Source organism: Sinorhizobium sojae CCBAU 05684, assembly GCF_002288525.1.
Taxonomy (GTDB): domain Bacteria; phylum Pseudomonadota; class Alphaproteobacteria; order Rhizobiales; family Rhizobiaceae; genus Sinorhizobium; species Sinorhizobium sojae.
The window spans coordinates 2,593,817-2,615,507 of the sequence record NZ_CP023067.1 but is presented as its reverse complement, the minus strand read 5'-3'; the positions used below and the strand labels follow the sequence as shown (position 1 = coordinate 2,615,507).

Sequence of the window (21,691 nt, the reverse complement as noted above, 5' to 3'; positions counted from 1 at the left end):
GGCTGAAGAAGGAACTGTTGTGAGCTCGAATTCCAAGGCGAACCCGCAGACGAGGGAAAGCGCTGCCGAACCGTTTAAGCGGGCGCTTTCCGGCTGCGTCCGCTCGATCGCCGGCGATGCGGAACTCGAAATCGCCTTCGCCAACGATCGTCCGGGAATGTCCGGCGAGCGTATTCGCCTGCCGGAGCTTTCCAAACGTCCCAGCCGCCATGAGCTTGCAGTCGCGCGCGGCCTCGGCGACTCGATGGCCCTGCGAAAGGCCTGCCATGACGACCGGATCCATGCGACGATGTCGCCGCAGGGCGCCGACGCCCGCGCGATATTCGATGCGGTCGAGCAGGCTCGCGTCGAGGCGATCGGCGCACTCAGGATGCCTGGCGTCGCCGCCAACCTCTCTTCCATGCTTGAGGAGAAATACGCCAAGGCAAATTTCGGCGCGATCGCGAGCCAGGCGGATGCGCCGCTCGAAGAGGCGATGGCATTGCTGGTGCGCGAGAAGCTGACGGGCGAGAAGCCGCCCGCCGCCGCTGGAAAAGTGCTCGACCTCTGGCGCGACTTCATCGAACAGAAGGCGGCCGCCGACATGCAGAACCTGCCGGCGGCGGTCAACGACCAGCAGGCTTTTGCCCGCGTGGTTCGCGATATGCTGGCCTCGATGGATGTCGCCGAAAAATACGGCGAGGACGATCTGGAGCCGGACGAGCAGGAAAGCGAGACCGACGAGGACCAGCCGCGCAGCGAGCAGCAGGACGAAAACGCCAGCGAGGAGGAAGAGGGAACCGACGCCGCGCCGGCCGAGGAGAACCAGTCTGCCGAGGAGCAGATGGAAGAAGGCGAGATGGACGGCGCCGAGATTTCCGACGACGACCTTCAGGATGAAGGCGACGAAGAGAGCGAGACGCCCGGCGAGGTCAAGCGTCCGAACCATCCTTTCGCGGATTTCAACGAGAAGGTCGATTATACCGTCTTCACGCGGGAATTCGACGAGACGATCACCGCCGAGGAGCTCTGCGACGAGGCCGAGCTCGACCGCCTGCGGGCCTTCCTCGACAAGCAGCTCGCCCATCTGCAAGGGGCCGTCGGCCGGCTCGCCAACCGCCTGCAGCGCCGCCTGATGTCGCAGCAGAGCCGCTCCTGGGAATTTGACCTCGAAGAGGGCTTTCTCGACACGGCCCGGTTGCAGCGCGTGATCATCGATCCGATGCAGCCGCTGTCTTTCAAGCGGGAGAAGGATACGAATTTTCGCGATACCGTCGTGACGCTGCTGATCGACAATTCCGGCTCCATGCGTGGACGGCCGATCACCGTTGCCGCCACTTGCGCGGACATTCTTGCCCGCACGCTCGAGCGCTGCGGCGTCAAGGTCGAGATTCTCGGCTTCACCACCAAGGCGTGGAAGGGCGGGCAATCGCGCGAGAAATGGCTTACCGGCGGCAAGCCACAGTCGCCCGGCCGCCTCAACGACCTGCGACACATTATCTACAAGTCTGCCGACGCGCCCTGGCGCCGGGCCCGGCGCAATCTCGGCCTGATGATGCGCGAAGGCCTGCTCAAGGAGAATATCGACGGTGAGGCGCTGATGTGGGCGCATGAGAGGCTGATCGGTCGGCCGGAGCAACGGCGCATCCTGATGATGATATCGGATGGCGCGCCGGTCGACGATTCGACGCTGTCGGTGAATCCCGGCAACTATCTCGAGCGCCACCTGCGCGCGGTCATCGAGCAGATCGAGAACCGGTCACCGGTCGAGCTCCTGGCGATCGGCATCGGCCACGACGTGACGCGCTATTATCGCCGTGCGGTGACGATCGTCGATGCCGATGAACTGGCGGGCGCGATGACGGAACAGTTGGCGTCTCTGTTCGAGGAAGAGAGCGGCCGCACCGGGCGCATGCGTCGGGCCGGGTGAGCCGCGTGCCCCGATTTCGCGCGCATCTCCCCTCCCTTTGTGCGGGCGGTCGGCAATCAAAGCAGCGACCATGGCGTCACCGACGGCGCTGTGGCCGATCCTGCTTCTCCTGAAGGGCCTTCTGTAGATGCTCCGCCGACCTCTTGTAGCCCTGTTCCTCCTCGCTTCGACCGCCGACGTGCAGGCCGAAGCGCTTTACGAAACCGTTCCGGTGCGGAGCCGGCAGATCACTGAGTTCCAGGTCGGTTCGGACACGGCCGCATTTGGCGCGCTCGAGTTCATCGGCGGCATCGAGATGACCTCGACCAACGCGCTCTTCGGCGCGCTTTCGTCGATCCGGTTCCGGCCGGACGGCCGGTCCTTCGTCGCCGTCCTCGACACCGGTCACTGGGTAGAGGGCGCCGTTCTCCGCGACGGTGCCGGCAGGCTTTCGGGGCTGAGCGATCTTACGATCACCTCGATGACCGATGGCAGCGGTGCGGCCCAACTCAAAAAATGGAAGGTGGATTCAGAAGGGTTGGCGCTGAGGGATGGCGAAGTGGTCGTGAGCTTCGAGCAGTCTCACCGGGTCGACGTCTATCCCGATCCCGGCTTTGCCTCGTCACGGCCGGTCGGGCAGCTACGCCTGCCCTTTCCGGTCGCCGAATTGCGCAACAATGGCGGCCTTGAAACGCTTGCGATCGCCCCAAAGCAAGGGCCGCTTGCCGGCGCCGCGGTCGTCGTTTCCGAGCGCAGCGTCGACACGTCCGACAATCTGCTCGCGGCTATTTTGGAGGGGCCGATGCGGGGCGCATTCACGGTGGTCCGCCACGACCCCTATGCCGTGACCGACGGTGCCTTCCTGCCGAATGGGGATCTGCTGCTGCTTGAGCGCCGCTTTAACTTCGCCTCCGGCCTCGGCATGCGCATTCGCCGGATCGCGGGCGGCGACATCCGGCCGGATGCGGTCGTCGACGGCGAAGTGCTGCTCGAGGCGGACATGGGTTACCAGATCGACAATATGGAAGGGATCGACGTCATCACAACTGCCGATGGCGAGACTCGGCTGATCCTGGTTTCCGACGACAATCACTCGATCCTCGAGCGCAACCTGATGCTCGAGTTCCGCCTCGGCAATTACTCCAACTAAAGCGCGTCGCGATCGAACGTCCTCGCCCGACGCGCTTCAGGCCCCTTTTTCCCTAAGCCGCTGCACACCTTTTTGGGCGACATGCATCAGCCTCAGGCGTCATCAAGGACGCATGCAGGGACCCTCAGACAGCCGCCTTGGATGCCTTCGGCATAGGTTTGACGACGCTCATCAGCGCGCCGTAGGGGAGCAGGAGCACGATTGCACAGAGGATCTTCACCAGTAGGTCCCCGAGCGCCCAGGAAATCCAGCGCGGCGTGTCGACTGCAACCAAGCCGAGCAGTGGGACCACCTCAAGCGCGAATCCGTCATTCGGTCCGAGAAAGACGAAGAACGGCGCAAAGGCGAAGGAGAAGAACATCGCCGTGTCGAGACCCGATCCGATCAGCGAGCCGGCGAGCGGAGCGCGCCACCAGGTCTGGCGCCGCAGCTTGTTGAATATCGCGATATCGAGAAGCTGGCCGAGCAAGAAGGCCGAGCCGGAGGCGATCGCGATTCGCGGCGTTGCGGCAAAAAAGGATAGCGCAACGGCGACGGCAAAGCCGGCAACCACTACGCGGCGTGCGACTTGCGGTCCTAGCTGGCGGTTCGTCAGATCGGTGACGAGGAAGGCAAAGGGATAGCTGAAGGCGCCCCAGGTCAGGAGGTCGCCAAGCTGCATGCCGGCGACGGAGCCCGGCAGCGGATACTGTACGAGGAAATTCGAGGCGACGACCACCAGGGTCATCAGCGCGACATAGATAAGGAACGTACGGCCGATCAGCATTTTTTATCCTGGGTGATGCCACCAGCGAGGGAACATAAGGATTCAAGTCACGAGAAAAAGGCTTGCGGGACGAACCCGCAAGCCTTCAGTTCCTCAGCGCCGCGCATCTTATCAGACACGCGAAGGCCGCTGGCGCATTTTCAAACGCCGCATACTTTTATCCTTCAATCGGATCCGATTTAAGGATGCAAGAGCAAATGTGCCGGTGCCGATCAGGCGGCTTCGGCAACCTTCTTGACGATCTGGCGGCGCAGCAGGCGGGCGCGCATGCTCAGCTCATTCTCGTCTGCCTTCAGAAGGAAGGCGTCGAGACCGCCGCGATGCTCGACCGAACGCAGGGCGGCAGCGGAAACCCGCAGACGGAAACGCTGGCCGAGAGCGTCGGAGATCAGCGTGACATTGCACAGGTTCGGCAGGAACTTGCGCTTGGTCTTGTTGTTGGCGTGGCTCACATTGTGGCCCGACTGGACGCCCTTGCCGGTCAATTCGCAACTACGGGACATGGTACACCTATTTCTTTATCGCCGCCGGACAATGCGGGTAGCGGGCCCAGAGCCCAGGCCGCGTTCCTACTGGCCATTCTTGGAAAGTCGCGGTTCTATAGTCAGTGACGGGCGGCCAGTCAAGCCAAACCTGTGCATTCCTGCAAAACCGGCCTTTCTCGCCACAGGCCGCCGCCGATCGGCGCTTCGGAACGCCTGCTTTTTCCGATTCCAAGCCTGTTGGGCTTGCGCTATTTCTGTCGCATGCATTCTGGAAGCGTGCAAGCCAGGCCGCTTTCAGATCATTTTGACCGTTTGGCGCAGAAAAGCCGCAAACCGCCTGCATTTCAAGGGATGGCAACGGCATAGTAAGGGAGCTCTCGGGCATGACGTGGCGTACTGGCTTTCGTGCGCCGGCCATTTTGGCCGCTACTCTGTTTTCCACGGCATCTTTCGCTGCGGAAATCAAGCATCAGACGGATTACAGCATAGCCCTTGCGGGCCTGCCCGTGGCGCGCGCCTCCTTCCACACGGAACTTGAGAAGAATCGCTACACGATTTCAGGCACGCTGCATTCGGCTGGGCTTGTCGACATCATCAAACGCACCTCGGGTCAGACGCGCGTTTCCGGGGTCGTCGGCCGCGATCAACTTCGCGCCACCTCCTATTCCATGTCCTACCGCAGCGGCAGCAAGGCGCGCGCGATAAGCGTCACCTTCCGTAACGGCAATGTGGTGCGCGCCAGCATGGAACCGAAGCGCACGCCGCTGCCGAAAAACTGGGTGCCGGTGACGCGCCGCGACTTGCGCAACGTGCTCGACCCGTTGTCGGGGCTGATCATTCCGGCCAGGACCCGTGTCTGTCCCAATACCCTGCCGATTTTCGACGGCGAATCGCGGCTCGACATTAAATTGTCGCCGAAAGGGACGAGATCATTTAGGACCCGGGGTTTCGAAGGCGAGGCCATCGTCTGCGGCGTCCGCTTCGTGCCCAGGGCGGGCTACAGGAAGGGGCGGCAAGACGTCGAATATCTGCGCCGCCTGAACACGATGGAAATCTGGTTCGCGAAGGCAGAGACCGTCGATGTCTATGCCCCGGTCTATGTGCACATTCCGACCAAGCTCGGCCCAGTGACCGTTTCCGCGACGCGATTCGGCGGCTGACTTTCTCATCCAACGGAGCGGTCACGCGCTTTCGTAAATCGTGAAAGAGCGATATCAGCTGCACGTTTACGGCCCTGCGCGTGTTTATCTAATCAGACGCGCAAAGGTCGCTGTGGCATTAATTGCATGCCTTCTCAATTCGATGTCGATTCAAAGAGACATGCAGTAGGTATCAGCAAGCGGGTCGGCTGGGGCCAGCGCTGCGCGAGGGAACGGCGATGAAGCTCAAGGCGACCCTGATCGGTTTTTCCGCGATCCTTATGTGGTCGCTGCTGGCATTGTTGACGGCAGCGTCCGGCAAGATGCCGCCATTCCAGCTTTCGGCGATCTGCTTCCTCATCGGCAGCTTGCCGGGTGTCATCCTGCTTACCCTGAAGCCGCAGCGCCTCGCGCTGCTGAAACAGCCTGCCAAGGTCTGGTTGACCGGTGTTGCCGGCCTGTTCGGCTACCATTTCCTCTATTTCACAGCGCTGCGCAACGCGCCGGCCGTCGAGGCGGGGCTGATCGCCTATCTCTGGCCATTGCTGATCGTCGTCGGCTCGGCGCTGCTGCCCGGGGAAAAACTTCGTTGGTTTCATGTCGTCGGCGCGCTTGCCGGGCTTGCCGGCACGATCCTCATCGTTGGGCGCAACGGCGTCGCCTTCGACGACGCCTACACGCTTGGCTACGGGGCAGCCTTTCTCTGTGCCTTCGCCTGGTCGGGCTATTCGCTTATCACGCGCCGTTTCGACAGGGTGTCGACCGATGTCGTTACCGGCTTCTGCCTGGCGACCTCGCTCCTGTCCTTGCTCTGCCATCTCGGACTCGAAACGACAGTCTGGCCGGAGACCGCTTTCGAGTGGCTTGCAGTCGCTGGGCTCGGGTTCTTGCCGGTCGGGGCGGCCTTTTATGCCTGGGATTTCGGCGTGAAGAACGGCTACATCCAGTTGCTCGGCGTCGCGAGCTATGCGGCGCCAGTGCTTTCCACGTTGATCCTGATCCTGTTCGGCTTCGCCGAGCCGTCCTGGCGGATTGCGGCCGCATGCCTGCTGGTCACAGGCGGCGCCGTGATTGCGGCGCGCGACATGATCTTCCGCAGGACGAAGGCCGCGGCGCAGCCCGCGGAGTAGGTGTCAATCCGGCTGCCAACCGGGCGGCGCCATCTCGAAGGCGGAAAAATCAAAGCCGGGCGCGACGGTGCAGCCGACGAGGGTCCAGTCGCCGAGCGAGGTCGCCGATTGCCACCAATCGGCTGGAACGAGATGCTGCGGTCTCTCGCCGGCGACGAGGTCGGGACCCAGGCGAACGGGCGCCGCCGGCCTGCCGGGCTCGGCGATCCTGAGCTCGAGCGGCGCACCGGCGTAATAGTGCCAGACCTCGGCGGCGTCACGGACGCGATGCCAGTGCGAACGATCGCCTTTCTCGAGCAGGTAGTAGATCGCGGTCGAATGGCCGCGCGGGCCACCTCGGGCGTCGCGGAAGGTCTCACGGTACCAGCCTCCTTCAGGATGGCGCGCAAGGCCGAGGTTCTCGATGATCGCCGCCGCGGTCAACTCTCCATCCGCCATCAGAAATTGTCCTTGCGCTTGCGGATCTCGGCGAAGACGGCGGCATCACTTGCCTTCTCCATTCGGAGGGTGGCGCGGATCTTTGGATCGGCGGCACGCAGAAAGGGATTCGTCCGCTTCTCCAGCCCGATCGTCGTCGGCGCGGTGAAACCGCCGTCCGAGCGGGTTTCTTCGATCTCCGCAGCGCGTTCCTTGAGCGCGGTATTGTCCGGATCGATCGTGACGGCAAAATGGGCATTGGCGAGCGTGTATTCGTGACCGAAATAGACGGCCGTATCGTCCGGAAGTGCCGTCAGCCGGCATAGCGATTGCCACATGCTTTCCGCCGTACCTTCGAACAGGCGGCCGCAGCCAAGCGCGAAGAGCGTGTCGGCGGCAAAGAGCAGCTTGTCCTCGGGAAAATGATAGCAGATGTGGCCGGCGGTATGGCCGGGTGTTTCGATCACCTCGACCGGGTGACCAGCGAAGTCGAAGCGCTCGCCGTGGCCGACCGCCTTGTCGAGGCCGGGGATCTTCTGTGCCTCGCCCTGGGGGCCTATGATCGTCGCACCGAAGCGCTCCTTTAGGCTGACATTTGCGGCGACGTGGTCGCTGTGATGGTGCGTGGTGAGGATATGCGTCAACCTCCAGCCACGCCGTTCCAGGGTCTCCAGGATCGGCAACTCTTCGGGGGCGTCTATCGACGCGGTCGCGCCGCTTGCCGGATCGTGGACGAGGACACCGAAATTGTCGGTGCGGCAGAGGAAGAGGTCGAGTTCGAGCGCGGCCATGGCGTGTTCCTCCGATCGAATGCGATCGATCCTGATGGTCGGAAGCGGGTACGGCATAGATGCCTTTTTCCGCCATTTTGGTTCGTGCCCCGAATGTAGCGAGGCTCGCCTTGAAGTCTACCGCCCCGAGGCTAACATGTCGTCCATGCACACCGATATCGTCGATCTCCGCCAATTCTATCATTCCGAACTCGGCAGGATGGCGGAACAGGCCGTCACCATGGCGCTCTCATCCATTTGGGCGCGGTTACCGGAAGAGCGTCTCGTCGGCCTCGGTTACGCGGTCCCCTATCTCGAACGTTTCCGTCCCGACACGGAACGGACCTTCGCCTTCATGCCGGCGGGCCAGGGGGCGGTGAACTGGCCGGCGGCCGAATTGTCCTCGACGGCACTGGTGTTCGATGAGGAATTGCCGTTGCCCGACGCCTCGATCGACCGCGTGCTGATGGTCCACGCCTTGGAATTCGCCGAAAGTCCGCGCGAGACCATGAAGGAGATCTGGCGCATTCTGGCGCCCGGCGGGCGGCTTGTCATCGTGGTGCCGAATCGCCGCGGCGTCTGGGCTCGGATGGAGCACACACCCTTCGGCTCGGGCCGGCCCTATTCGCGCGGGCAACTGACGGCACTGTTGCGCGAAACGAATTTCACGCCCGGCGCCAGCTCCGAGGCGCTCTTCTTCCCGCCGTCCAAACGTAAGCTGGTTCTTCGCCTGCGCCACGGTCTCGAGCGCTTCGGCAGGTCGTTATGGCCGGTGTTTTCCGGGGTGATCATCGTTGAGGCCCAGAAGCGCCTCTATCAGGGTCTGCCCGTGGCCGCCCGCGCCTCGCGCCGTGTCTTCGTTCCCGTGCTGGCGCCGCATGGCATTCCGAGCACTCGGAGCAGGGCCGTGGGGATCGGGCGGCCATAGGCGCAGGCCGAGAGGCTAAAAATCCGCGGCTGCCGAGTTAAAGACACCGCACTCGACAAATTTCCGCGGTCCCGCTATTGGCTGGACCCGCGTTCTCCCGTGAAAGCCGAGCCGATGAACCTTGCCTTGAAGAGCCCCGAGCCGCGCCACGGCATCCTGGACATAGTCGCCTATGTTCCGGGCAAGGAGCATGCGCCGGGTGTTGCGAAGGTGCACAAGCTGTCATCGAACGAAACGCCGCTCGGTGCCAGCCCGCGTGCGATCGAGGCGTTCCAAAAGGCCGCATTCAGTCTCGAGCGCTATCCCGACGGACAGGCATCGGCACTCAGGGAAGCGATCGCTGCGGTCCACGGGCTGAATCCGGCCAACATTTTTTGCGGCAACGGTTCGGACGAACTGCTCGGTCTACTCTGCCACGCCTATCTCGGACCCGGCGACGAGGGCATCGTCACCGAGCACGGATTCCTGGTCTACAAGATTCAGATCACCGCGGCCGGCGGCAGGGCGGTGACCGTCAGGGAGAAGGATGAGCGGCTCGACGTCGATCAAATCCTGGCGGCCGTCACAGAGCGCACCAGGATCGTCCTTATCGCCAACCCGGCGAACCCGACCGGCACCTACATACCGGTCGACGAGGTACGGCGGCTGCATGCGGGCCTTCCCGCCGGCGTGCTGCTGGTCCTCGATGCCGCCTATGCCGAATATGTCCGGCGCAACGATTACGAGGCGGGGCTGGAGCTGGTCTCGGGCAACCGCAATGTGGTTATGACGCGGACGTTCTCTAAGATTTACGGCCTGGCGGGCCTGCGCATTGGCTGGATGTATGCCCCGCGTGCAGTGGTGGAAGCGCTCGACCGCGTACGTGGGCCGTTCAACCTCAATGCGCCGGCGATTGCCGCGGGCGCAGCGGCTATTCGCGACCGAGCTTTTGTCGCCGCTGCGGTCGAGCACAATCTCGCCTGGCTCGCAAGGGTCAGCGAAGCGCTGACGGCGATCGGTCTTCGGGTGACGCCGTCGGTCACAAATTTCGTGCTGATCCATTTCCCGGATGGGGACGGAAAGACCGCCGAGCACGCCGATGCGTTCCTGACGGAGCGCGGCTTCATCCTGCGCGCCGTTGGCGCCTACGGCTTTCCCAACGCGCTCCGAATGACGGTCGGCGCGCAGGAGGCGAACGAAGGCGTCATCGCGGCGCTGACAGAATACATGGGACGGAAATGATGGCTCAGCAGTTCGAAACCATCGCACTTGTCGGAATCGGCCTGATCGGCTCATCGATCGCGCGCGATATCCGCGAGAAGCAGCTCGCCGGCACCATCGTCGTTTCGACGCGCAGCGAAGCAACGTTGAAGCGCGCGGGCGAGCTCGGTCTCGGCGACCGCTACACGCTTTCGGCCGCCGAGGCGGTCAAGGATGCCGATCTGGTGATCGTCTCCGTCCCGGTCGGTGCCTCCGGCGGCGTCGCGGCGGAAATCGCCTCGCATCTGAAACCGGGCGCGATCGTCACCGATGTCGGCTCGACCAAGGGGTCGGTGATCGGGCAGATGGCGCCGCATCTGCCCAAGAGCGTGCATTTCATCCCCGGCCACCCGATCGCCGGTACGGAGCATTCCGGTCCGGATGCTGGCTTCGCCGGACTTTTCCGCGGCCGCTGGTGCATTCTGACGCCGCCGCCGGGTGCGGACGAGGAAGCGGTCGCCCGGCTTCGGCTCTTCTGGGAAACATTGGGCTCCATGGTTGAGGAAATGGACGCGGAGCATCACGACAAGGTGCTGGCCATCGTCTCGCATCTGCCGCACATCATAGCCTACAACATCGTCGGAACGGCCGACGATCTGGAAGCCGTCACCGAGTCCGAAGTGATCAAATACTCCGCCTCCGGCTTCCGCGATTTCACCCGCCTCGCGGCTTCGGACCCGACCATGTGGCGGGACGTCTGCCTGCACAACAAGGATGCGATCCTGGAAATGCTCGCGCGTTTTTCCGAGGACCTGGCTTCGCTGCAGCGCGCGATCCGCTGGGGCGACGGCGACAAGCTGTTCGATCTCTTCACCCGCACGCGGGCGATCCGTCGATCGATCATCCAGGCCGGCCAGGACACGGCCATGCCGGACTTCGGCCGGCACGTCATGGATCAGAAATAGACTGCGGTTCCGATTCGCTTGTCCGCAGCGGGAGGGCAGATGCCGCAGGCAATCACCCGCCCTACAACGCCGGCAGCACGCCGATCGGAACGAAGGCGAGGAAGGCGGTACCGTCGCGCACATTGAGCTTGACGGTCGCCTCGTCTTTGCCGCCGGCGAGCGCCGTCAGCATATTGGCGACATTGTTGATGAGATCCGTCTCTTCGGGAACGGCTTTCGCCAGGCTGTCGCGCCAGGCGCCGATGCCCCTCAGGGTGAGGGAGAACTCGCCGGAAATGAGCCCGCGCTCGCCGACCGAAAAGGGGCCGGAGAGCTTGGCGCTCATTCCATCACCCAGGTCCAGCGTCAACTGGCGCAGTTCCCCCGTCGTGCCGCGTAGCGCATGCGGCGAAAGCGAGGCGCCGTGAAGCCAACCGGCCTTGCCCGTGAACGTGAAGTCCGCAGCGATATCGGCCGGCTGGGCGAGGCTCAGACCATCCTCCAGGCGCAGGTCGAGCTTTTCGACGCTCAGGGCCGCATCGAGATCCTCGCCGTTCTGGCGCAGATGCACTTCCCCATGATTGGCGCCGAAGCTGAAGCCTTTTGCGGACAGCGACGAACGAACCGTGCCCGTCAGGTTGTCATAGGCAAGCGATGTGCGATCGACGCCTGTGAGGGTTGCCGCGAGGCTCGCATGCAGCAGCGTCCAATCGGCGGAGATCGAAATGCCCGGCGAGACGCGGATTTCCGCCGGCCCGTCGAGTTCGATCACCGCTCGGCCGGGCTGGTAGACCTGGGCTGCGGACCTCAGCGCCCCGAAGGAGGCGGAGACGCCATAGCGGGCATCGTCGAGGCGCACCTTTTCGCAGAAGAGGCCGATGCGGAAGGGAAAGCCGCGCACCTCCATCTCCGCACATTCGCCGCCTAGGCCGGCTTCCCGATTCTCTGCAAGATAGGCCGGCAAGCGCTTCTCGATCTGGTCCGCCGCCAGAAACCAGACGCCGGTATAGAGACCGGTGACCAGCACGACACCCGCGGCGAGCCAGAGAAATTTCCTGCCGGCACGTGATTCCTTGGCAACCTCGGTCATCGTCATGGTACTCGCATACTCCGATTGCTTCGGCGGAACCCGCGTTTCCTGTGGCCGCTTCCGGTCCCGCAAGATTTTCCGACGCAGCAGGTGACTTCTCTTCATCCCGCATGCATCTTCGAGAAATGGGACGAAAGAGGGTGGAAATCGCTTCACACCTTCAATCATCCCGCTCTAATAGTGTCCACTACAGCGCCGCGCGTCTTATCAGGCAAGGATCGCTGTAGCACTTTGAATCGCTGCATGTCTTTGTCCATAAATCGAGGTCGATTAAGGAGATATGCAGCAGGCCGTCGCTCACCACCATCCGGCGGCCGCATGGTTGAATGGCAGCGGATATGGACGAATTTTGGGTCTTTGGCTACGGATCGTTGATGTGGAATCCGGGCTTTCGCTTCGAAGAGAAGTGGACCGCCCGCGCCTTCGGCTATCGCCGCTCCCTCTGTGTGCATTCCTGGGTGCACCGCGGCACCGAGCAGCGGCCGGGCCTGGTGCTCGGCCTCGACTATGGCGGCTCCTGCATCGGCACGGCCTTTCGCGTCGCGCTCCCCGATAAGGCGGAGGTGATCGACTATCTGCGCGAACGCGAGCTGGTGACCCGCGTCTACAAGGAGAGGGTCATGCCGGTGCAACTCCTGGACGGGCGTCGCGTGCCGGCGCTTGCCTATGTGGTCGACCGCGATCACGCGCAATATGCCGGCGGTCGGACGCCGGCGGAAGCGGCGGCAACGGTCGCCGACGCCGTCGGCAGGTCGGGTCCGAACAGCGAATACGTGCTCAATACGCTCGCCCATCTGCGGGAGATGGGCATCCGCGATCAGTGGCTCGAAGAGGTCGCCGCCGAGCTCTCGATCAGTGCGTCGGCCGGACCGGGTCTAGCGCATCGGCCCGAGTATCGGACGATCTTCGGACAGCGCGATGCGTAAATTCAAAGGGTCAGAGCATCCTAATGCGTCATGAAGCACGCATTAGGATGCTGTAATGCCTCTCAGGAGTTGAGTTCGCGCAGCCGTTGTTTCGCCGTGGCCGGCAGCGGCACATGCGGATTGTCCCGGACCGTATCGACGAGAAGCTCGTCGCTGGCGGCCTCGGTCACTTCCACGAGTTTCCTGAGGAAGGCGTCAGGGTCCATGCCGGGTTCGATCGGCGGTAGGACTCGTACTTTGAAATGGCCGGGAAAGCGCAGGAATTTGCGCCGCGGCCAGAACAGGCCCGGATGCATGGCAATGGGAACGACCGGCACCTGCAGGTCCCGGTAAAGCCGGGCGATTCCGTATTTGTATTCCGGAGGCGCCCCTGGCGCGCGCCGCGTGCCTTCCGGGTAGATGATCAACTGACGCCCGGTTGCCATTTCCCGTTTGGTGCGCTCCATTACCTCGGACATGGCCTTGCCCCGCGCGGCACGGTTTACCGGCACCATGCGCTGCTTGATGACGTACCAGCCGAAGAGCGGTATCCAGGTGAGCTCGCGCTTCAGGATGAAGAACGGATCGTCGAGCCAGGGCAGAAGCGCGTAGGTGTCCCAAAAGGACTGGTGCTTCGGCGCGAAGATATAGGAGCCCTTCGGAATGTTCCCCAGGCCCTCGATCTCAAAAGTCGTGCCGACGATCTTCTCCATCAGCCAATGATTGCTGCGTACCCAGTTCTTCGGCACGATCCAGGACGCCTTGCGCGGCAACAGGAAATAGACCGGCGTCATCACGATCATCTGCACGATCAGATTGGTATAGAAGACCAGATTGAAGAGGATCGAACGCAGGATGATCATCAGGCGGGCTCTCGGTGCGCATGCAAAGGCTTTCGGCCGCTGCCTACACGAAACCCGCCCGGAGGAAAACTGTTCTTTGGCTATTCAGCCGGCGCTCCGTGGGAAGAGGCGGTCCTGAGCCCGTTTTCGGAAGGAGAGCCTGCCAGGTCACGCAGCGACGCGATGGAATATTTGGCGTATTCGAGCAATATGGCCTTCAGGAACAGCGGATTGCGCAGCCAATTGCCCGACTTGAGATCGGAATTGACGACCGGATAGGCAATGAACTCCGTTTCCGGCCGGGCACGGCGCAATTCCAGCAGACTGCGGGGCATGTGATAGTTGTTGGTGACGACGAGGACGCTCCGGTAGCCGCGATCGAGAATCCATTGGGAGGCCTCGGTCGCATTGCCCGTCGTGTCGATCGCCTGGTGTCCGATATCCACGCAGCATTTGAAGAGAGCGGCCGAGCTCTGCGTATTGCGGCGTATCTGGCTCCCGGTCGTCGCCGGGTGGACGCCGGAGATGAGGAGCCGTCTGCCAGCACCGGTCTTCAGGAGTTCGACGCCTTGGTCTATCCGCTGAAAGCCGCCGGTCAGGACGACGATCGCGTCGGCCTTAGGCGCGAGCGGCGGCTGCAGCGAGGCGACGGTATCTGCGAAATGCAGGAAGCCGGCCACGAAAAGACCGAGGAAGGAGACCAGGACAAAAAAGCTCCGGCGCAGAATTCTCCGCAGCCGGCTGCGGGACCGGCGGCGGTGCGCTACCCTGTCTCGCCATTTGCCTCTCTCGGCCATTCCGCTCCCGCGAAGCTCCTCAACCATCGTGATTCTCTCACATAGCCGCCCTTTGCGGCAGGGAATAGATCAAACGCGGGCGAATCACCGCTCCAACGCCATCCATTCTGTCAGAGTCTAAAGCGTGTCGCGATCAAACGGACTCATGCGACGCGCGCATTTGCTTCCATGTTCTTGTGCATGTGGTTGCCCAACACCGCTGAACACATTTCGGGCGGCATGCATTACAGCGCCGCGCGTCTTTTCAGACGCCCAAAGGTCGCTGTAACTCTTTGACAGCGCGTCGAGCTTTCCGAAAACCGGGTCCGATTTTCGGGCCGATCCGCTAGCCCTGAAAGGTATCGGTCCGTCCGGGATCCGAGCGGATCAGATCGATCTCATAGATGGTTCGCATGACGGTGAGCCGCGCCGTCAGCGTCGTCAACAGGGCGATGACGAGGATGATCGCGAAGATGCCGAGATAGCCGGTATAGCCGATCGAGAATGTGCCGAAGAGGGCGGTCGCCTGGTCGGTTTCCGGCGTTGCGAGGGTCTGCGATTGCCAGAAGCTGGCGATCACGAAGGAAAGGGCTGCGAGAAGACCGCCGGCGCCGGCGCCCTTCAGGCTGATCCTCAAAAAGTGCTTTTGGAATTCGGAGGCGACGAAGCCGGCTTCCGCACCGACGAAATGCAGGACTTCGACGATGTGGCGATTTCCCGAAAGCGCGCCGCGCGTCGCGAAGACGACCGTTAGCACCATCGCCGAGGAGACGAGCATCAACACGCCGCTGCCGATCATCGCCGTGGTGTTGGCCATCGCCACGAGCCGGTCGACCCAGGTGCGGTGATCGTCGAGAAAGGCCTGAGGGATCATCTCGGTCAGCGCCTTGCGCATGGCGGCGAAGTCCGGCGGATTGTTCTCGTCGATGGTGACCACCACCAGCCGTGGCACCGGCAGTTCGTCGAGGTCGAGGCCGCCGCCGAGCCACGGTTCCAGGAGCCGAGCGGTCGCCGCACGGTCGACGATCGTTCCGCCCGTCGTGCCGCTAAAGGTCAAAGCGAGATCGCGCGCGTCGGCAAGCGCCCTCTCCATGTCGAGATCATCGTCCGGCTTGATCTGGATGGTGATTTCCCGGGAAATTTGCGATTGCCAGCTATGTGCCGTAGCCCGCACCATGCTGACGCCTCCGAGCGTCAGGCAGGCAAGGAAGGACATGATGGCGATGACGCACATCAGCGCATGGCCGGACACATTGGCCGAGGGGACGATCGGTCCGGTGGGGCGCACGCGCATTTCGGCACGGCGCTGCTGCTGCGGCGGATCTGCTTCGCGGCGGGGGCGCTGTTCATTCATAGATGTCGAGCCGCCCCTGTGACAGGATCATTCTCCTGGCCTCGACCTGATCCATCAGCGACAGGTCGTGGGTGGCAATCACCACCGCGGTTCCGAGCCGATTCAGTTCGAGGAACAGGTTCAGGAGCCGGCGTGCCATTGGCGGGTCGACATTGCCGGTCGGCTCGTCGGCGAGCAGGATTTCCGGCCGATCGATCAAGGCCCGCGCGATCGCCGCGCGCTGCTTCTCTCCGCCGGAAAGCACCGGTGGCAGTACATTGATGCGTTCGCCGAGGCCGACCCATTTCAAAAGCTCCAGCACGTCGGAGCGGTAGGTGGCCTCGTCCTTCCCCCGCACCCTCAACGGCAGGGCGACGTTCTCATAGGTCGTCAGATGGTCGAGCAAACGGAAGTCCTGGAAAACGATGCCGACCCGGCGACGCAACATCGGGAATTCCTCGCGCGGGATGGAGGAGATGTTGCGATCGAACATGCGGATCAGGCCGCGCGTCGGCTTCAGCGAGAGGAAGAGCAGGCGCAACAACGTCGTCTTGCCGGCCCCGGAGGGACCGGTCAGGAACTGAAAGGACCGGCGCGGAATGTCGAAGGTCAAGTCCCGGAGAATTTCCGGTCCCATGCCATAGCGCAGTCCGACATTTTCGAAATGAATCAACGGGACAGCCCAGTCTCTCGTCACGACCTCGATATCCGCGGCAACTCGGTCACAGCGGCGGTGTTACACCCTGCTGCATGTTTCCATCCCAAAATGGAGCCGATCGGGACCGTGCAGTAGGACAGCGCGCCTGCCAAGGCGAAACCGAGGGTCGCATCATGGTTAAACGACCGTTAATTTTCCATGAAAAGGCGCCGCTTTCGCGGCTCTTTTCCGAAACATTAACCATTTCCGTTTACGTGTCGTCAGGATTTCATGCAATGCCCTGTTTCTTGCATTGAAGGTCCTACTGTATGTCTCCTTGAATCAAATCCCGATTGAAGGACAAAGACGTGCAGCAACCCGAAGTGTTATAGCGACATTTGCGGATAGGACGCGGCGCTGTAGGGGCATTGTGCGAGCGAACCTCGTTGCGCTTCATCAGAGGCGCGACGCTGCGACGGGAGAGCCCCATGCAGGCATTTCGCACGAAGACAGCCGCCGGTATCGATCTGCTTTTGCCGGAACGAAGGCCGCGCTCGGCTGCCGCTGCCGTCAGGCGCCTGGACTACATCGACGTCGAGTTCGAGACGTTGGCGCCAGGGCCGCGGCGGAGCGCCTACCGGGTTTGCAACGACGGCCGGAGGGCGGCAGACCGTCCCGTGTCGCGTCCGACGACGGTAGCGGTCGAAAGCTTGCCGCGCCGGATCATGGCCATGGTCGAGCAGAGACTGGATGCGATGCCCGCCCGGCGTTTCGCCGGCCTCGTCCTCGCTCTCGGTGTGGCCGCATTCCTGACGATCGCCGGTTTCGGCGGCAAGGGTGAAGTCGATGCGCATCCGCTGGCAATCGAAGGCGTCACCGCATCGCTCGGCGATGCCGGCGGCATGCGCGTTCTCTCCGTCTACGCTACGATCGACAACCGATCGGGCAGAGAACAGTACGTGCCGTCTCTCGTCGTGGATGTGATGAGCAATGGGCGCCGGATGACGGCGACGCGGGTCATGCCCGAAGGTGCGGCTTTGGCGCCCGGCGAAAGTCGCCACCTCGTCGCCCGGCTGCCCTATGCGGGTGGAAAAAAGCCCGAGGTGACGGTTTCCTTTGCCGAAAGCAGTGCCTCTTCCCGCTGATTGTGGTAATCGGCGCTTGAGAGCGGAACAGGAAAGGGCCCGGCGGTCTTTCGCACGTGTTCCGGTTCCGCCAAAATGGGAAGGCTGGTGTTCTTCCTGGAAAAAACGGAGAAACCTGCATGCCCGTCGTTCGCGGTAAGACCATCGAGGTTCTTTACAGTGCGGAGGTAATTGCCAAACGCAATCGCGAAATGGCCGAAGAGATCATGCGCGGGCCGCACAAGGACCTGCTCGTCATCTCGATTCTCAAGGGCTCATTCATCTTCGCCGCCGATCTGATCCGTGCGATGCATGATGCGGGTCTTGCGCCCGAAGTCGAATTTATCACGTTGTCGAGCTACGGAACGGGGACCGAGTCCAAAGGCGTAAAAATCACCAAGGACATCGACAGCGATGTGCATGACCGCGATGTGCTGGTGATTGACGACATACTCGAGTCCGGCCGTACGCTGCGCTTCGCCAAGGATCTGCTCTACGAACGTGGTGCGCGCAATGTCACCGTGGCGGTGCTGCTCGATAAGCGCTCGAAGCGCAGGGTGGATCTCGAGGCGGACTATGTCGGATTCGAATGCCCGGACCATTTCGTGGTCGGCTACGGCATGGACGTCGCCTATGCCTTCCGCGAATTGCCATTCGTCGGCGTGGTCACCGACGACGCGTAGAGATTTACGGACCTGCGGTGTCCTCTGGTCGCGTTGCCGATCTGCATGGCTTTGCCTAAAACCGCTGAACAGTTTTGGGCGACAGCGACGCATTATTGCCCCCATGGCGACAACCGAGCCGAACGCGTTTACCGAAAGCAAAGGAAAAGCTGTTTGTTTGAAGCCGTGTGGCGGCTGTCTCCGGCCGGCCGTCACACATAGCTTCAATGGCATAGGGCGTTCCTCAGCGCTCTATGAGAGCGAACACGGGAGGCCATGATGGCGAGAATCCTGATTACCGAGGATGAGGATGCCTTGCGCTCATTCGTTGCGCGGGCACTGCGACTCGACGGACACGAGACAGTTGAAGCCGGTGACGGAGCCGACGGGCTCGCCCGCCTCAACGACCAGTCGTTCGATCTCCTGCTTTCCGATATTCGCATGCCGGGCATGGACGGAATTGAGCTGACCCATCAAGCCTCGTCCGCTTTTCCCCAGTTAAAGATACTGTTGATGACGGGCTATGCCGAGCAGCGCGAGCGCGCCGATGACCTTTCCGGCAAGGTGGTGGACGTCATTTCCAAGCCGTTCACGCTACCCGACATCCGCAAGGCGGTTGCCCGGGCGTTGGCGGCCTGACGCGCTTTACGGCTTCACAACAGACCGCGTCGCATAGAGTACGATGCGTAGATCGAAGGAGTAACAGCGTCCTTGTGTGTCCGTAGGGCCGCACGGCGCTGTAGGGTGGATCATGTGACGCGATGCGTGCCGCTGACAAGGGCGCGCACCTCAGCGCATGTCGAGTAGGCGCTCGAGATATTGTCTCTCCAGCTCCGGCGACAGATTGTCGCCGAGCTTGCGCCTGATTGCGTCGAGGATCTGCCGGGCTCGCTGGGTGTCGATCTCGTCAGGCACCTGCACTCGGTCGTCGAAATAAGGGCCTGCATTTTGGTGGCGTCGGCCGAGCGGGTCGCGCCCGCTCTGACCATATTGCGGCATGCCCATTCCTGGGCCCTGCTGCTGACCCTGGGCCTGCATCTGGTTCATCATATCCTGTGCGCCTTCGCGCAGCGCCTGCAAAGCCCGTCCCTGGCTGCCGACGGCGCGCTCTCCCTCGCCTTCGCCCAAGGCACCGGCCGCCTCTCCCATTTCCTTCTGCGCCTCGCCGAAGCCCTTGCCGGGTTCGATGCCGAGGTCCTCGAGGCCCTTCTGAAGCTCGCCCAGCTGTTTGCCGAGTGCCTCCTGTTGCTGCTTCAACTGCTTTAGCGCCTCCCTCAACTCATCGGCAGTCATTTCGTCGAGCGGGTTCGGCTGGCCGTTCGGATCGCCCTGTCCCGGATCCTGGGGCATGTCCTGGCTGAAGAGCTCATTGTCCTCACCCTGGAGCGGATCGCCACGCTGCATTCGGTCACGCAGGGCCTGATCCAGCTTGAAGGTCTCGTCCATCAACTGCTGCTGCTGCTGCATCAGTTGACCGAGCTGGTCCATCTGCTGGCGCATGGCATTGTTTTCGCCCATCTGCTGCATCATGCGGCCGGATGGCAGATTGCTCATCATCCGCTGCAGTTCGGACAGGAGCTGGCGGGCCTCGTCCCGTGCGCCGGAGCGCGCGAGATTTTCGATCTGGTCCATCAGCCGCTCAAGATCCTGCTGGCGCATCACATTGTTCATGTCGAAATTGCCGGCCATCGGAGGGTTCTTGGCCAGCTGCTCGGCGAGGGCCTGCATGTATTCCTGCATCGCCTGGCGCAGTTCCTGCATCAGCTTGGCGATTTCCTCGTCCGGCGCGTTGCGTTCGAGTGCGTCCGAAAGCGCCTGCTGCGCGTCTTGCAGCCGCCTTTCGGCGAGCGACAGGTCGCCGTCCTCGATGCCGAGCGCGATCTCCCAAAGATGGTCGGCGGCATCGCGCAGCATGTCGTCATTGCGCGCGAGCTGCATCCGCGTCCGTGCCGATTGCAGCAAGAGGAAATGCGTAAGGTTCGGAATCGTCACTTCCGGATAAAGCATCAGCGCTTCGTTCAGCTCGACCGAACGCGGCAACTGGTTGGCGTCCAGTGCGAAAATCTGCCGCTGCTCGGCGACGGAGGCGGCGAGTGGCTCGAAGAAGCGGCGTGCCGGCAGCACCATTTCCTCAGGCAGGCTCCGGCCTTCCTGGCCGGCGGCGTCGCGCGCGACGAGCGTGATCTCGACGCGTTTGCCCGAGAGCGGATGTTCGCTGAGATTACGGTTCGTGGTGCCCTTGGCCTCGCGGGCGTTGCGGCGCGGCAAGTCGAGGCGGTATTCGGGCAATGCATAGAGGGGTCGGGCGTTCTTCGCCGGTTCCTCCAGCGGCTTAATCTCGGCCCAGGCCTGCGAGATGCCGTAGTCGTCATGGGCGAGGAAGCTGACTTCCAGAGAACCGTTCGCCATCGCGCGGGGCGGATCGGCGAAAGCGATGTCCGGGACACTGTCGGGCGTGATCTTGAAGTTCCAACTCTTGCCGGCGACGGTAAGGGCACCATCCCGCGTGATCTTGTAGAGATAGTTGCGGGCGCCCTTCGGCGACCCGTCGGCGGACTGCGCCTTCGGTTGCGAATCGGGTTTGCCGTCGGAAGCGGGAATGATTGTCGGCTGCGCCTTGTCGGCTTCGCTGTAGCTGACCTCGGTCTCCTCGGCGGTGCCGGTTATCCGAACCGTCAGGTCGCTGAACTGCGGGATGGTGATCGGGCCATTCTCCTCCTCCGTGGCCGACATACCCTGCCGACCGGTCAGGAAGAGCGGTGCGCGCCCGGTATAGGCAGGCGGCGTCACCCAGGCATCGATCCGGATGTCGGGAGCCATTGACTGCTGTTCGGGCAAGCGGAAGGCATCCGAGAGCAATCCCGCGCGATTGGAATAGGAGTAGGCGAAGGCGATGCAGGCGATCAGGATCGGCACGGCCCTGAGCGCAAATGGGTCGTGTCGCGCGACGTCGGGGCGCGGCATGCCGGTCTCGAGACCGCGGACGAGGCGCGCCATGCGCGACTGGTGCTCGCGCCAGAGCGCCGCGCCAACGGAGCCCTGCGTCGCCGGAACGTCGTCCTGCACGCGTATCGCCTGGTGCGGCAGTCGGTTGCGCTTTTCCAGCAGCCGGTCGGCATCGGGAACCTCCGGCCAGCGAATGCGGGCGAGCGGCAAAAGGGTCAGGAACAGACCCGCGGCGGAGCCAAGCAGCACCAGCGTATGCAGCCAGAACGGCGCGACACGGAAGAAACCCAGCCAGGCAGCCGAGAGGAACACGAGGACGAGCGAGAGCGGGGCGAGAGCGCGCGGCAGTACCTGCTCGGCCGTCAGCACCAGCTGCGCCAGCAATCGCTTTGCCGCCAGCATTTTGACGAACGACCTCGGTCGTGGCGGATCATCCTGCCGGAACTGCGTCATCCGTTCTGCTTCCCTACAGCGTCCTTTGTGCGCCCCCAAAAGCGCGTCGCGATCAAACGTACTCGTGCGACGCGCTTAGATCCTTGTTCTTGTGCATGTCGTTGCCCCAAAACCGCTGCACACATTC

The 21,691-nt window shown here is 62.8% G+C and carries 21 protein-coding genes; 11 read left to right on the top strand and 10 right to left on the bottom strand.

The genetic code is table 11. The features are described from left to right. Positions 1-19 precede the first annotated feature (19 nt). Both cobT and SJ05684_RS12830 read left to right on the top strand, forming a co-directional pair. The gene (gene cobT, locus SJ05684_RS12835; protein ID WP_034857303.1) at positions 20-1,909 is read left to right on the top strand and encodes a cobaltochelatase subunit CobT; all 1,890 of its coding nucleotides are present in this window, start codon (positions 20-22) and stop codon (positions 1,907-1,909) included. Positions 1,910-2,036: 127 nt separating this feature from the next. Beyond that, entirely contained in the window at positions 2,037-3,038 is a 1,002-nt protein-coding gene (locus SJ05684_RS12830) for an esterase-like activity of phytase family protein (protein ID WP_034857304.1), read from the top strand. Positions 3,039-3,162: 124 nt separating this feature from the next. Here the strand turns inward: SJ05684_RS12830 and SJ05684_RS12825 are convergent, their stop codons facing one another. Both SJ05684_RS12825 and rpmB read right to left on the bottom strand, forming a co-directional pair. Further along, entirely contained in the window at positions 3,163-3,804 is a 642-nt protein-coding gene (locus SJ05684_RS12825) for a VUT family protein (RefSeq protein ID WP_034857305.1), read from the bottom strand. A gap of 212 nt (positions 3,805-4,016) precedes the next feature. After that, complete coding sequence (rpmB, locus tag SJ05684_RS12820; protein WP_026616330.1) at positions 4,017-4,307, bottom strand: 50S ribosomal protein L28; 291 nt, start codon at positions 4,305-4,307, stop codon at positions 4,017-4,019. Between the two features lie 365 nt (positions 4,308-4,672). Here rpmB and SJ05684_RS12815 point away from each other — a divergent pair, with 365 nt between their 5' ends. After that, the gene (locus tag SJ05684_RS12815; protein ID WP_050980119.1) at positions 4,673-5,449 is read left to right on the top strand and encodes a DUF3108 domain-containing protein; all 777 of its coding nucleotides are present in this window, start codon (positions 4,673-4,675) and stop codon (positions 5,447-5,449) included. A 218-nt stretch (positions 5,450-5,667) separates the two neighbouring features. Continuing rightward, a complete protein-coding gene (yddG, locus tag SJ05684_RS12810; protein ID WP_034857306.1) occupies positions 5,668-6,558 on the top strand; it encodes an aromatic amino acid exporter YddG in 891 nt (296 codons plus the stop codon). A gap of 3 nt (positions 6,559-6,561) precedes the next feature. On the opposite strand, the gene SJ05684_RS12805 is transcribed toward yddG, so the two are convergent. Continuing rightward, positions 6,562-6,996 (bottom strand): cupin domain-containing protein, encoded by a 435-nt coding sequence (locus SJ05684_RS12805; protein WP_034857307.1) that lies wholly within the window; start codon positions 6,994-6,996, stop codon positions 6,562-6,564. Next, a complete protein-coding gene (gene gloB, locus SJ05684_RS12800) occupies positions 6,996-7,766 on the bottom strand; it encodes a hydroxyacylglutathione hydrolase (RefSeq protein WP_034857354.1) in 771 nt (256 codons plus the stop codon). The genes SJ05684_RS12805 and gloB overlap by 1 nt, the downstream gene beginning before the upstream one ends. Before the next feature lie 136 nt (positions 7,767-7,902). Here gloB and SJ05684_RS12795 point away from each other — a divergent pair, with 136 nt between their 5' ends. From SJ05684_RS12795 to SJ05684_RS12785, 3 genes are all read left to right on the top strand, one after another. Continuing rightward, complete coding sequence (locus tag SJ05684_RS12795; protein ID WP_034857308.1) at positions 7,903-8,673, top strand: class I SAM-dependent methyltransferase; 771 nt, start codon at positions 7,903-7,905, stop codon at positions 8,671-8,673. Positions 8,674-8,787: 114 nt separating this feature from the next. Then, on the top strand, positions 8,788-9,894 hold the full coding sequence (gene hisC / locus SJ05684_RS12790; protein ID WP_034857309.1) for a histidinol-phosphate transaminase: 1,107 nt from the start codon (positions 8,788-8,790) through the stop codon (positions 9,892-9,894). Further along, positions 9,891-10,817 (top strand): prephenate/arogenate dehydrogenase family protein, encoded by a 927-nt coding sequence (locus tag SJ05684_RS12785; RefSeq protein WP_034857310.1) that lies wholly within the window; start codon positions 9,891-9,893, stop codon positions 10,815-10,817. Before hisC ends, SJ05684_RS12785 begins: the two co-directional genes overlap by 4 nt. Before the next feature lie 61 nt (positions 10,818-10,878). Here the strand turns inward: SJ05684_RS12785 and SJ05684_RS12780 are convergent, their stop codons facing one another. Then, entirely contained in the window at positions 10,879-11,892 is a 1,014-nt protein-coding gene (locus SJ05684_RS12780; RefSeq protein ID WP_034857355.1) for a DUF2125 domain-containing protein, read from the bottom strand. A gap of 320 nt (positions 11,893-12,212) precedes the next feature. On the opposite strand from SJ05684_RS12780, the gene SJ05684_RS12775 reads away from it, so the two are divergent. Next, positions 12,213-12,812 (top strand): gamma-glutamylcyclotransferase, encoded by a 600-nt coding sequence (locus tag SJ05684_RS12775; RefSeq protein ID WP_050980120.1) that lies wholly within the window; start codon positions 12,213-12,215, stop codon positions 12,810-12,812. A 62-nt stretch (positions 12,813-12,874) separates the two neighbouring features. Here SJ05684_RS12775 and SJ05684_RS12770 read toward each other — a convergent pair whose 3' ends face one another. From SJ05684_RS12770 to ftsE, 4 genes are all read right to left on the bottom strand, one after another. Next, the gene (locus SJ05684_RS12770; protein WP_034857311.1) at positions 12,875-13,654 is read right to left on the bottom strand and encodes a lysophospholipid acyltransferase family protein; all 780 of its coding nucleotides are present in this window, start codon (positions 13,652-13,654) and stop codon (positions 12,875-12,877) included. Positions 13,655-13,734: 80 nt separating this feature from the next. Next, positions 13,735-14,430 carry a YdcF family protein gene (locus SJ05684_RS12765; RefSeq protein ID WP_034857357.1) on the bottom strand — a complete coding sequence of 232 codons (696 nt, stop codon included), beginning with the start codon at positions 14,428-14,430 and terminating at the stop codon, positions 13,735-13,737. Between the two features lie 325 nt (positions 14,431-14,755). Beyond that, on the bottom strand, positions 14,756-15,763 hold the full coding sequence (locus tag SJ05684_RS12760; RefSeq protein ID WP_034857312.1) for a cell division protein FtsX: 1,008 nt from the start codon (positions 15,761-15,763) through the stop codon (positions 14,756-14,758). Continuing rightward, a complete protein-coding gene (gene ftsE / locus SJ05684_RS12755) occupies positions 15,756-16,379 on the bottom strand; it encodes a cell division ATP-binding protein FtsE (RefSeq protein ID WP_244426685.1) in 624 nt (207 codons plus the stop codon). The genes SJ05684_RS12760 and ftsE overlap by 8 nt, the downstream gene beginning before the upstream one ends. A 488-nt stretch (positions 16,380-16,867) precedes the next feature. Between ftsE and SJ05684_RS12750 the strand changes: the two genes are divergently transcribed. From SJ05684_RS12750 to SJ05684_RS12740, 3 genes are all read left to right on the top strand, one after another. Beyond that, entirely contained in the window at positions 16,868-17,524 is a 657-nt protein-coding gene (locus tag SJ05684_RS12750) for a hypothetical protein (RefSeq protein ID WP_034857314.1), read from the top strand. A 119-nt stretch (positions 17,525-17,643) separates the two neighbouring features. Continuing rightward, the gene (gene hpt, locus SJ05684_RS12745) at positions 17,644-18,186 is read left to right on the top strand and encodes a hypoxanthine phosphoribosyltransferase (protein ID WP_034857315.1); all 543 of its coding nucleotides are present in this window, start codon (positions 17,644-17,646) and stop codon (positions 18,184-18,186) included. A 258-nt stretch (positions 18,187-18,444) separates the two neighbouring features. Next, positions 18,445-18,804 carry a response regulator gene (locus SJ05684_RS12740; protein WP_034857316.1) on the top strand — a complete coding sequence of 120 codons (360 nt, stop codon included), beginning with the start codon at positions 18,445-18,447 and terminating at the stop codon, positions 18,802-18,804. Between the two features lie 150 nt (positions 18,805-18,954). Here the strand turns inward: SJ05684_RS12740 and SJ05684_RS12735 are convergent, their stop codons facing one another. Then, positions 18,955-21,564 (bottom strand): TIGR02302 family protein, encoded by a 2,610-nt coding sequence (locus SJ05684_RS12735; RefSeq protein WP_034857317.1) that lies wholly within the window; start codon positions 21,562-21,564, stop codon positions 18,955-18,957. Positions 21,565-21,691: the final 127 nt, after the last annotated feature.

Coding starts and splice junctions, on each gene's coding strand:
- SJ05684_RS12830 (WP_034857304.1), top strand. CDS start 2,037: ATGCTCCGCCGACCTCTTGTAGCCCTGTTCCTCCTCGCTTCGACCGCC.
- SJ05684_RS12825 (WP_034857305.1), bottom strand. CDS start 3,804: ATGCTGATCGGCCGTACGTTCCTTATCTATGTCGCGCTGATGACCCTG.
- rpmB (WP_026616330.1), bottom strand. CDS start 4,307: ATGTCCCGTAGTTGCGAATTGACCGGCAAGGGCGTCCAGTCGGGCCAC.
- SJ05684_RS12815 (WP_050980119.1), top strand. CDS start 4,673: ATGACGTGGCGTACTGGCTTTCGTGCGCCGGCCATTTTGGCCGCTACT.
- yddG (WP_034857306.1), top strand. CDS start 5,668: ATGAAGCTCAAGGCGACCCTGATCGGTTTTTCCGCGATCCTTATGTGG.
- SJ05684_RS12805 (WP_034857307.1), bottom strand. CDS start 6,996: ATGGCGGATGGAGAGTTGACCGCGGCGGCGATCATCGAGAACCTCGGC.
- gloB (WP_034857354.1), bottom strand. CDS start 7,766: ATGGCCGCGCTCGAACTCGACCTCTTCCTCTGCCGCACCGACAATTTC.
- SJ05684_RS12795 (WP_034857308.1), top strand. CDS start 7,903: ATGTCGTCCATGCACACCGATATCGTCGATCTCCGCCAATTCTATCAT.
- hisC (WP_034857309.1), top strand. CDS start 8,788: ATGAACCTTGCCTTGAAGAGCCCCGAGCCGCGCCACGGCATCCTGGAC.
- SJ05684_RS12785 (WP_034857310.1), top strand. CDS start 9,891: ATGATGGCTCAGCAGTTCGAAACCATCGCACTTGTCGGAATCGGCCTG.
- SJ05684_RS12780 (WP_034857355.1), bottom strand. CDS start 11,892: ATGACGATGACCGAGGTTGCCAAGGAATCACGTGCCGGCAGGAAATTT.
- SJ05684_RS12775 (WP_050980120.1), top strand. CDS start 12,213: ATGGCAGCGGATATGGACGAATTTTGGGTCTTTGGCTACGGATCGTTG.
- SJ05684_RS12770 (WP_034857311.1), bottom strand. CDS start 13,654: ATGATCATCCTGCGTTCGATCCTCTTCAATCTGGTCTTCTATACCAAT.
- SJ05684_RS12765 (WP_034857357.1), bottom strand. CDS start 14,430: ATGGCCGAGAGAGGCAAATGGCGAGACAGGGTAGCGCACCGCCGCCGG.
- SJ05684_RS12760 (WP_034857312.1), bottom strand. CDS start 15,763: ATGAATGAACAGCGCCCCCGCCGCGAAGCAGATCCGCCGCAGCAGCAG.
- ftsE (WP_244426685.1), bottom strand. CDS start 16,379: ATGGGACCGGAAATTCTCCGGGACTTGACCTTCGACATTCCGCGCCGG.
- SJ05684_RS12750 (WP_034857314.1), top strand. CDS start 16,868: ATGCAGGCATTTCGCACGAAGACAGCCGCCGGTATCGATCTGCTTTTG.
- hpt (WP_034857315.1), top strand. CDS start 17,644: ATGCCCGTCGTTCGCGGTAAGACCATCGAGGTTCTTTACAGTGCGGAG.
- SJ05684_RS12740 (WP_034857316.1), top strand. CDS start 18,445: ATGGCGAGAATCCTGATTACCGAGGATGAGGATGCCTTGCGCTCATTC.
- SJ05684_RS12735 (WP_034857317.1), bottom strand. CDS start 21,564: ATGACGCAGTTCCGGCAGGATGATCCGCCACGACCGAGGTCGTTCGTC.